General features: G+C 60.2%; 8 protein-coding genes. All 8 read right to left on the reverse strand.

Going from position 1 to position 7,632, the window contains the following annotated elements; genetic code table 11:
• Positions 1 to 281, reverse strand: a 281-nt coding sequence (locus F8I07_RS04650; RefSeq protein ID WP_292656364.1) for a hypothetical protein, incomplete at its 3' end; no start/stop codon positions are given.
• Positions 282 to 311: 30 nt separating this feature from the next.
• A complete protein-coding gene (gene carA / locus F8I07_RS04655; RefSeq protein WP_292656367.1) occupies positions 312 to 1,430 on the reverse strand; it encodes a glutamine-hydrolyzing carbamoyl-phosphate synthase small subunit in 1,119 nt (372 codons plus the stop codon).
• A 61-nt stretch (positions 1,431 to 1,491) separates the two neighbouring features.
• Entirely contained in the window at positions 1,492 to 2,043 is a 552-nt protein-coding gene (locus F8I07_RS04660) for a DUF507 family protein (RefSeq protein ID WP_292656371.1), read from the reverse strand.
• 212 nt (positions 2,044 to 2,255) lie between these two features.
• On the reverse strand, positions 2,256 to 3,509 hold the full coding sequence (locus tag F8I07_RS04665; RefSeq protein WP_292656373.1) for an adenylosuccinate synthase: 1,254 nt from the start codon (positions 3,507 to 3,509) through the stop codon (positions 2,256 to 2,258).
• On the reverse strand, positions 3,506 to 4,357 hold the full coding sequence (locus F8I07_RS04670; RefSeq protein ID WP_292656375.1) for an ATP phosphoribosyltransferase regulatory subunit: 852 nt from the start codon (positions 4,355 to 4,357) through the stop codon (positions 3,506 to 3,508). Before F8I07_RS04670 ends, F8I07_RS04665 begins: the two co-directional genes overlap by 4 nt.
• The gene (locus F8I07_RS04675; protein WP_292656378.1) at positions 4,354 to 5,487 is read right to left on the reverse strand and encodes an alanine--glyoxylate aminotransferase family protein; all 1,134 of its coding nucleotides are present in this window, start codon (positions 5,485 to 5,487) and stop codon (positions 4,354 to 4,356) included. The genes F8I07_RS04670 and F8I07_RS04675 overlap by 4 nt, the downstream gene beginning before the upstream one ends.
• A 110-nt stretch (positions 5,488 to 5,597) precedes the next feature.
• Complete coding sequence (locus tag F8I07_RS04680) at positions 5,598 to 6,824, reverse strand: ArsS family sensor histidine kinase (protein ID WP_292656381.1); 1,227 nt, start codon at positions 6,822 to 6,824, stop codon at positions 5,598 to 5,600.
• Positions 6,825 to 7,499, reverse strand: a complete 675-nt coding sequence (locus F8I07_RS04685; protein ID WP_292656384.1) for a response regulator transcription factor — start codon at positions 7,497 to 7,499, stop codon at positions 6,825 to 6,827.
• Positions 7,500 to 7,632 lie beyond the last annotated feature (133 nt).

A 7,632-nucleotide genomic window follows, 5' to 3' on the forward strand; every position in this document is an offset into this window, starting at 1 on the left:
AACTTCCATCCGGCACTCTCCAGCACCATGACTTTGCCCCCGAAATACCCCGCGGCATATCGTTCGCGGTAAATGGGGAAGCAGCCGGCACGGAAAGCGGCGAAGATCTCTTCGGGATTTTCCGGATGCCGATAGGCGGTGAAATCGAGTGAATGGAGCGCCCTCAGGGTCTCGTGCAGATTCTCATCCCGGTGAAGACGGGGACTCAGAAGATACCAGGCGGGATAGCTGACGACAGGATCCTCCAGAAGTTCGTGAAGATATAGACGGGATTTTTTCACAATGAATCAGGCAATGCTCTGACAGTTTTGTCAAAGCATTTCATAAAAGGTTTTGAAGATATAGGCGCTTTCATGGGGACCAGGGCTCGCTTCAGGGTGGTGCTGTACCGAAATCACCGGCTCGCCTTTGTAGCGGACTCCCTCGACGGTGTTGTCGAAGAGGTTGACATGGGTCACCTCCGCCACCTCGGTGATGGAGTCGGGGACGTTGTAGTTGTGGTTCTGGGCGGTGATCTCCACGGCGCCTGTCTGGAGGTTTTTGACGGGATGGTTGCCGCCGTGGTGGCCGAATTTGAGCTTGTAGGTCTCGTAGCCGTGGGCGATGGAGAGCATCTGGTGCCCCAGGCAGATTCCGAACATGGGGATCTTGGCCTCCAGGAGCTTTTGGGTGCGGGCTTTCTCCTCGGAGAGGATCAGCGGATCCCCCGGGCCGTTGGAGAGGAAGACGCCGTCGATCTCACCGGCTTGGAAGCGTGCGACCACCGCTTCGGCGGGGGTGTCGTTGGGGATCACCTCCACCTGCATCCCGGCGTGGGTCAGTTCGTTGAGGATGTTGCGTTTGATCCCGAAATCGTAGGCGACGATCTTTTTGTCTGTTTTGGGTTCTTCGTAACGGAAGGTCCGGGCATCGTAGCGACCGGCCTGATGCACATAGGGTTCGTCGGTACTCACCTCTTCGATATAGTTGATCTCCTCGATTCTGGGGGCAGCAGCCAGCATCCCGGCCAGCTCCTCCCGGTCATGGATCTCCGTGGAGGCAATCATCTCCATGGCCCCCTGGGTCCGGAGCATCCGGGTCAGGTAGCGGGTGTCGATGTCGCAGATCCCCATGACGCCGAAACGCTTCAGGAGACTGTCGAGGCTCTCTTCGCTGCGGAAGTTGGAAGGACGCTTCTGGTACTGCCGGACGATGACCCCTTTGCAGAAAGCTCCCCGGCTCTCCATATCCTGGGCGTTGCATCCGACATTGCCGATCTCGGGCATCGTGAAGGTGACGAACTGCCCGGCATAGCTGGGATCGGTGACGATCTCCTGATAGCCGGTCATGGAAGTGTTGAAAACCACCTCCCCGACCGCCGTCCCCTCGGCCCCGAAACTCCGCGCCTCCAGAAAGAGCCCGTTCTCGAAATAAAGCGAAACCTTCTGCATCTCAACCCTTTCTCTAACTATTCATTATTAACTATTAACTTGCTGTGAAACGCACCGCGTTTCACAGCATCCCCCTCCGCTGAAGCTCCTCCCGGTACAGACGCTCGTAGAGCAGTTCGTAGTCCTGGGACCCCGGGATCACCTCCCGCTCCATGTTGCGGATCTTGTTGTAGACGATATCATCGATCTCTTCGTAGGCGTCGGCGAACTCTTTGAAAGCTTTGAAGATCACGTTTTTGACCTGATTTTCATTGACATCGTATTCGATCAAATAGTTTTCATAGAGCTCGTCCAGGATCTTGTGGGCCAAATCGTTGTAACGGTCGTCGTAGTTCATGATCACCCCGTACTCGGGGGCCAGCTTCTTCTTGATCATGAAAAAGAGCTGCCGCTCGTCGGCATGCTGGAACTCGATCTCGTCATAGTTCTCGTCGATGATCTCCTTGACCTTCTCATCCAGGGCCCGCTCCTGCTGGAGATTTTCGTCGATCAGCTCCTTGACCTTCTCGCGGACGGCATCCTTGCCCTTGAGAAGCTTGACAAAAGGGGCGTTGGCCAGATCGATCGCCACTTTGCTCGCTACGTATCCGGTCTGTTGCGGTTTCAGTCTCATGATTCCCCTTCTCTATTCCAATATCTTTATCAAATTATAACCAGTTGCAGGTTCTACCGAAACTCTTCCCATCTCGTTCCCACCGAGGACGGTGGGAACAAGCGAAAATCCAGCTCTCCGCTTCTGATAAAACGTGGGATAGCAATCCCACGCCACCAAAATTATTCACTATTAATTATTAACTATTAACTGATAACTGACGGTTGTCCGCTTCAGCGGACAATCGTATCCTCCCGCTCCGGCGAGGTGGAGATGATTCCGATCCGGCAGCCGATCATCTTCTCCAGCTCCGAGATATACTCCCGGGCGGCTTCAGGCAGCTCCTCGAAGCTCCGAGCACCGCAGCTGCGCTCCCAACCGGAGAAGACGCGATAGACCGGCTCCGCATCCTCCAGATCGTAGGGGACATAGTCGATCTCCTCCCCGTGGACCCGGTAGGCGACGCAGACCTTGACCTCGTCGAAGCCGTCCAGCACATCCAGTTTCATCAGGGCCACCTGATCCGCTCCGTTGATCCGCACCGCATGGCGCATCGCCACGGCATCGAACCAGCCGCAGCGGCGGGGCCGACCGGTAGTGGTGCCGTATTCGTGGCCGTTGTCCCGCAGCCGCTGCCCCGCTTCCCCGAAATCCTCACTGGGGAAGGGGCCGTTGCCCACCCGGGTGCAGTAGGCTTTGGCGATGCCGGTCACCCGGCCGATATCCTTGGGGTTGAGCCCCAGGCCGCTGCAGGCACCGGCGCTGACGGTGGTGGAGCTGGTGACATAGGGATAGGTGCCGTGATCGATATCGAGCATCGTCCCCTGGGCCCCTTCCAAAAGCATCCGTTTCCCCTCCTCCAGGGCTTTCCAGACCCGCAGTGTCGTATCGGTGATATAGGGCTCCAGCGCCTCTTTGTACTCCGTCAGCTGATGGAAGAGCTCCTGCTCCTCGGGAGTCTCCACCCCCATGGCCTCAAAGACGGGCCGGTTCATGGCGAAGTAGGCCATGATCTTGTCGGTCAGTTTCCGCGGATCGTGAAGTTCCCCCACCCGGTGACCCACCCGGGCGACCTTGTCGCCGTAGGCGGGACCGATACCCTTGCCGGTGGTCCCGATGGCTTTGTCACCCTTCATCCGCTCCCGGGCCTGATCGATCGTCGCATGATAGGGCAGGAGCAGATGAGCCTTGTCGGAGATATAGAGGCGCCCCCGCAGATCGCCGAACTGACGCATCTCCTCGATGAAATCGGCCGGAGAGAGGACCACGCCGTTGCCGACGATATTGACCGCCTCGGGGTTGAGGACTCCCGAAGGGATCAGGTGCAGGGCGTAGGTTTTCTCTCCGACGACGATGGTGTGGCCGGCGTTGTGGCCGCCGGCGAAGCGGCAGACATAGTCATGGGTCTGGGCCATATGGTCGACGATCTTGCCCTTGCCTTCGTCGCCCCATTGCAATCCGACAATCAGATCGGCTTGGTTTCTCATGCATTCCCTTTTGTCATTTTTTCTGCGATACAGGCATCGGTCATCAGCGCGAAGCCCGCCGAGCGCACTCCGTCGATCCGGTAGCTTCCCCCGGTGGCAAAGAGGGTATTACCCTCATAGAGCCGGAAGAGCAGCGAATCGTAGTAGCGCAGCTTGGCATAGTAGAGCGGCGCCACCACCAGAGGACGGTAGGCGATCCCCTCGACGGCCAGGCGGATCTTCTCCAGCTCCTCCGCCAGATCCTCGGGATAGCGGCTCAGATCCTCCAGGTCCTCCGCCCGGTGGATCCGCACCAGATCTTCCAGCCAGGGATGGCCGGTATCGAGGATCCGCTGGATGTGCATCGTCTTGAGATCCTCCAGAGCCACACCGTAACGTTCGCTCAGGAGCCTGGGGATAGCGATGTTGGCCACCTGGAGCAGGGGACGGATCTCCAGCCGCTCCAGCAATGCCGTGGCGTCGGCGGCCACCCGGGCGAACTCTCCGCCCAGGAACTCGGCACCGATCTGATACTGCTCTTTGGTCGGAAAGCGATAGACCGGCTGGATATAGAACCACTGCTTCGAATCGGTGCTACGCCCCAAACGCTTGGTGGCGATACGCACCACGTCGGCAGTGGAGTCGGCCCGGAGGCTCACTTCGTGGTTGTCGGTATCGTTGAGGCGGATCAGCGCCTTGGGATCGTCGAAACTCTCGTGCTGATGGTAGGAAAAGAGCGGCGTCACCATCTCCCGGTAGCCCCGCTCCTCCAGCAACTCGGCGGCCTGGTTCTCGATCCGGCGCTTGAGACGGGCGCTCTCGCCGAAATAGAGCCGGCTGCCGCTGGGGATTTCGTGTTCGAAGATCATGCGTCCTCCGCGGCTTTGGCCAGCATCGTCTTGAAGTAGGTCTCGTTCCAGACCTTCGCGGCGGTCCCGTCGAAGGGGCGGCGTCCCAGCTTGGCCAGGGCCAGCTCCACGGCGTTGACCACCCAGCTCATCTCATAGGGTTCAATAAGCCCCATCTGGTTGATCCGGAAGATTTTTCCTTTGAGGTGGTCCTGCCCGCCGGCGACGTTGACGTCGAAGTCGCTCTTGAGGAGGCTGCGGATGGCGTTGGCATCGGGATCGTCGATGGTGGTCATGGAGCGGGCGGGGGTCTTGGGATAGCTGTGCAGCCCGATCGCTTCCAGGGCGAAGCGGGTTGCCTTGGCCCGGCGGGCGGTATCGCAGTAGAGTTTGCCCAGGCCGCCGCGCTTTTCGATTGCTTCGAGGATGGCCCGCAGACCGATGATCAGGGTCGTCGGCGCCGTATAGGCGGTGGTGTTCTGGCGCTGTTTTTTGATCTCGGAGGCGAGGTTGAAATAGTAGCCCTTCCCTTCCCCGATCTTCTCCACCGCAGCGTTGCTGAGCCCCAGAATCGCCAAACCGGGAGGCAGCATCAGCGCCTTCTGGCTCCCGGCGATCAGGGCATCGATATGGGTCGTGTCGATCCGCTCGACCCCCACGGCGGTGATCCCGTCGGCGATCACCATCACCTCGGGGCACTCCGCTTTGACGGCAGCGGCGATCTCTTCGACAGGATGGCGCAGACCACCGGCCGATTCGCTGATCTGGATCGCCAGAGCGTCGATCTCGGCATCGGCCCGCAATGCTTCCAAAACCTCCTCCACCGTAGCGGGGGTGTCCCACTCGTGGACGATCTCGGTATTGGCCAGGCCGTGGGCCCGGGCGATCTGGCCGAAACGCTGACCGAACTTCCCGGCGTTGACATTGAGGAGTTTGCGATGACAGAGATTGACCACCGCCGCCTCCATGGCGCCGGTGCCGCTGGAGGCCAGCATCACCACCTCATCGGTAGCCATCAGTTCAAAGAGTTTCGTCCGCGCCTCGGCGAAGATCGCCTCGAACTCCGGAGTCCGGTGGTGGAGGGTCGGCCCCGCCATGGCCAGGCGGACCGATTCGGGAACGGGAGTGGGACCGGGGGTAAAGAGGAGCATAGCCTATCCTTGCGTCAAAGTTCACCCTGCGGAGCTTTCCTCAGGGCAAATGCGAAGGATTATATCCAAATGGGGGTTAAGAAGGGATGGATCCATGACCCCGGCGGGGATTACCCTTCCCGGTTCAATGGCCCGACAGTGAAGAGATTCTCCCCATTCTCATGGCGATAGCCCAGCTCCATCCCGTGGCGTTCCAGGATCTCCCGAACGATGTAGAGCCCCAGACCGAAGCCCTCCTCTTTCGGCTCTGCATACTCCTGCCGGAAGGGTTCGGTGTAGTGTTCCAGGGGCCGTTTGAGCGGCGCCCCGAGGCTGCGGATCACCAGCCGGTCTCCTTCGAATCCGATGTGAGGATCGCGGCCGTATTTTCGGGCGTTGTCCAGGAGGTTTTTGATGACGATCACCATCGCCTCCCGGTCGGCGAAGAGGGTCAGATCCTCCGGGATCTCTATACCGACCTCCTCCTCTTCACAGTAGAGCCGACGGCATGCCTCTTGGACCAGTTCCTTCACCTTCAGCTCCTCCCGCTCGGCGAAGGGCTCCGATCCGGCGGCGATCCGTTCCACCTCCACCAGCTCTCCAAGAAGGATCGAGAGACGCTGAAAGATCGTGCCGAGCATCCGGCGGGTCCGAGGCTCCTGACTCAGCTCCGCCAGGAGTTTGCCTTTGGTCACAGGAGTGTTGAGCTCATGAAGCAGGTTCCGCAGAAAGAGCCGCCGCGCCTCGCCGTAGCGTTTCAGACGCTCCGCCGAATCGTAGAAGGCCCGGGCGATCCGGGAGATCTCATCCTCTCCATTGCGGAAACGCTCCGCATAGCGCAGCGGCTCTCCCCGGCCATAGCGGCGGATATCCTCCTCCAGACGCCGCATGGGACTGAGCGTCCGGCGCAGTGCCCAATAGCTGAGACTCAGAATCAGCAGGATCGCCCCCAGAAGCAAACCCGGGAAGAGATAGCGCCGAAGCGTATTCTGCCGGGCGTGGAGCAGCAGGTGCTTTTGCGGCGTACGGATCAGGAGATAGACCTCTCCCCCACGACGGATGAGCCGTCGCCCATAGCGCCGCCTGTGCCCCCGGAGATTCGTCTGCCTCCCGTTACGGGGCAGAAGCCGGGCAGTCCGGGCCGGCGGAACCCGCTCCAGGTCCAGAGCCTGAAGCAATGTATCGGAGGCTTGGTGATCCCGGCGAAGCTCCTGGAGGATCAGGCGGCTTTTGAGCAGCAGTGCCATCCGGTCCCGATGCTCCAGCTGCCGGTAGAGAAGTCCCCCGGCGATGAGGGTGACGATCAGGGCCGTGGCGAAGAGAAGGTTGAGTTTGAAAAAGATGGAGTGGCGGTTCATTCAGGGTCCGATGTATTGATAGCCAACCCCCCGGACCGATCGGATAAATCGGGGATGGCGGGGGTCGTCGCCGATCTTGCGGCGTAGGCGGCTGACGATGACGTCGATGCTGCGATCACTGCTCTCCCAGCGAAGCGACGCGACACTGTTGGCAATGAAGTCCCGGCTGACCACCTCGCCCCGCCGCTCCAGGAGCAGGGCGAAGATCTCGTACTCGGCAGGGGTCAGCTCCAGGGGGGTTCCCTCCCGGGTGATCCGCATCCGGGTCCGGTCGAGACCGAAGAACGACGCCTCTTCGTTTGCGGCGAGGCGTTGGTAGCGTTTGATCAGGGCCTGGATCCTGGCCACCAGTTCTCTCGGTTCGTAGGGCTTGGCGATGTAGTCGTCCACCCCGATCTCGAAGGCCACTACCTTGTCGCTCACATCGGCCCGGGCGGTGGAGACGATGATCGGCAGCTGGGGATAGCGCTCTTTGACCCGGCGGCAGAGCTCCAGTCCGTCCATCTCCGGAAGGCCCAGATCCGCCAGCATCAGATCATAACGCTCCGTCGCCAGCTTCTCCAGCCCTACCGTCGGGGAGCGGACGCTGAAGAGTTCGATGCCGTAACGGGCCAGATACTCCTCCAGCAGTTCGGTGATCTCGAGATCATCCTCCACCATCAGCACTTTCGCCACCGCATCCCCCTTTTCCCGTCAGGGTCTCTTTCTTTCCGGGCACTCAGTTCTTCTGGGACAATTTTATCAGCTTTTCACGCTGGGCGGGGGTCAGGACCTTGAAGACCTTCTCCATGCGATCGGCCATCCGGTC

Source organism: Nitratifractor sp., from assembly GCF_015487065.1.
Classification (GTDB): domain Bacteria; phylum Campylobacterota; class Campylobacteria; order Campylobacterales; family Sulfurovaceae; genus Nitratifractor.

Coding starts and splice junctions, on each gene's coding strand:
- F8I07_RS04665 (WP_292656373.1), bottom strand. CDS start 3,509: ATGAGAAACCAAGCCGATCTGATTGTCGGATTGCAATGGGGCGACGAA.
- carA (WP_292656367.1), bottom strand. CDS start 1,430: ATGCAGAAGGTTTCGCTTTATTTCGAGAACGGGCTCTTTCTGGAGGCG.
- F8I07_RS04680 (WP_292656381.1), bottom strand. CDS start 6,824: ATGAACCGCCACTCCATCTTTTTCAAACTCAACCTTCTCTTCGCCACG.
- F8I07_RS04675 (WP_292656378.1), bottom strand. CDS start 5,487: ATGCTCCTCTTTACCCCCGGTCCCACTCCCGTTCCCGAATCGGTCCGC.
- F8I07_RS04660 (WP_292656371.1), bottom strand. CDS start 2,043: ATGAGACTGAAACCGCAACAGACCGGATACGTAGCGAGCAAAGTGGCG.
- F8I07_RS04670 (WP_292656375.1), bottom strand. CDS start 4,357: ATGATCTTCGAACACGAAATCCCCAGCGGCAGCCGGCTCTATTTCGGC.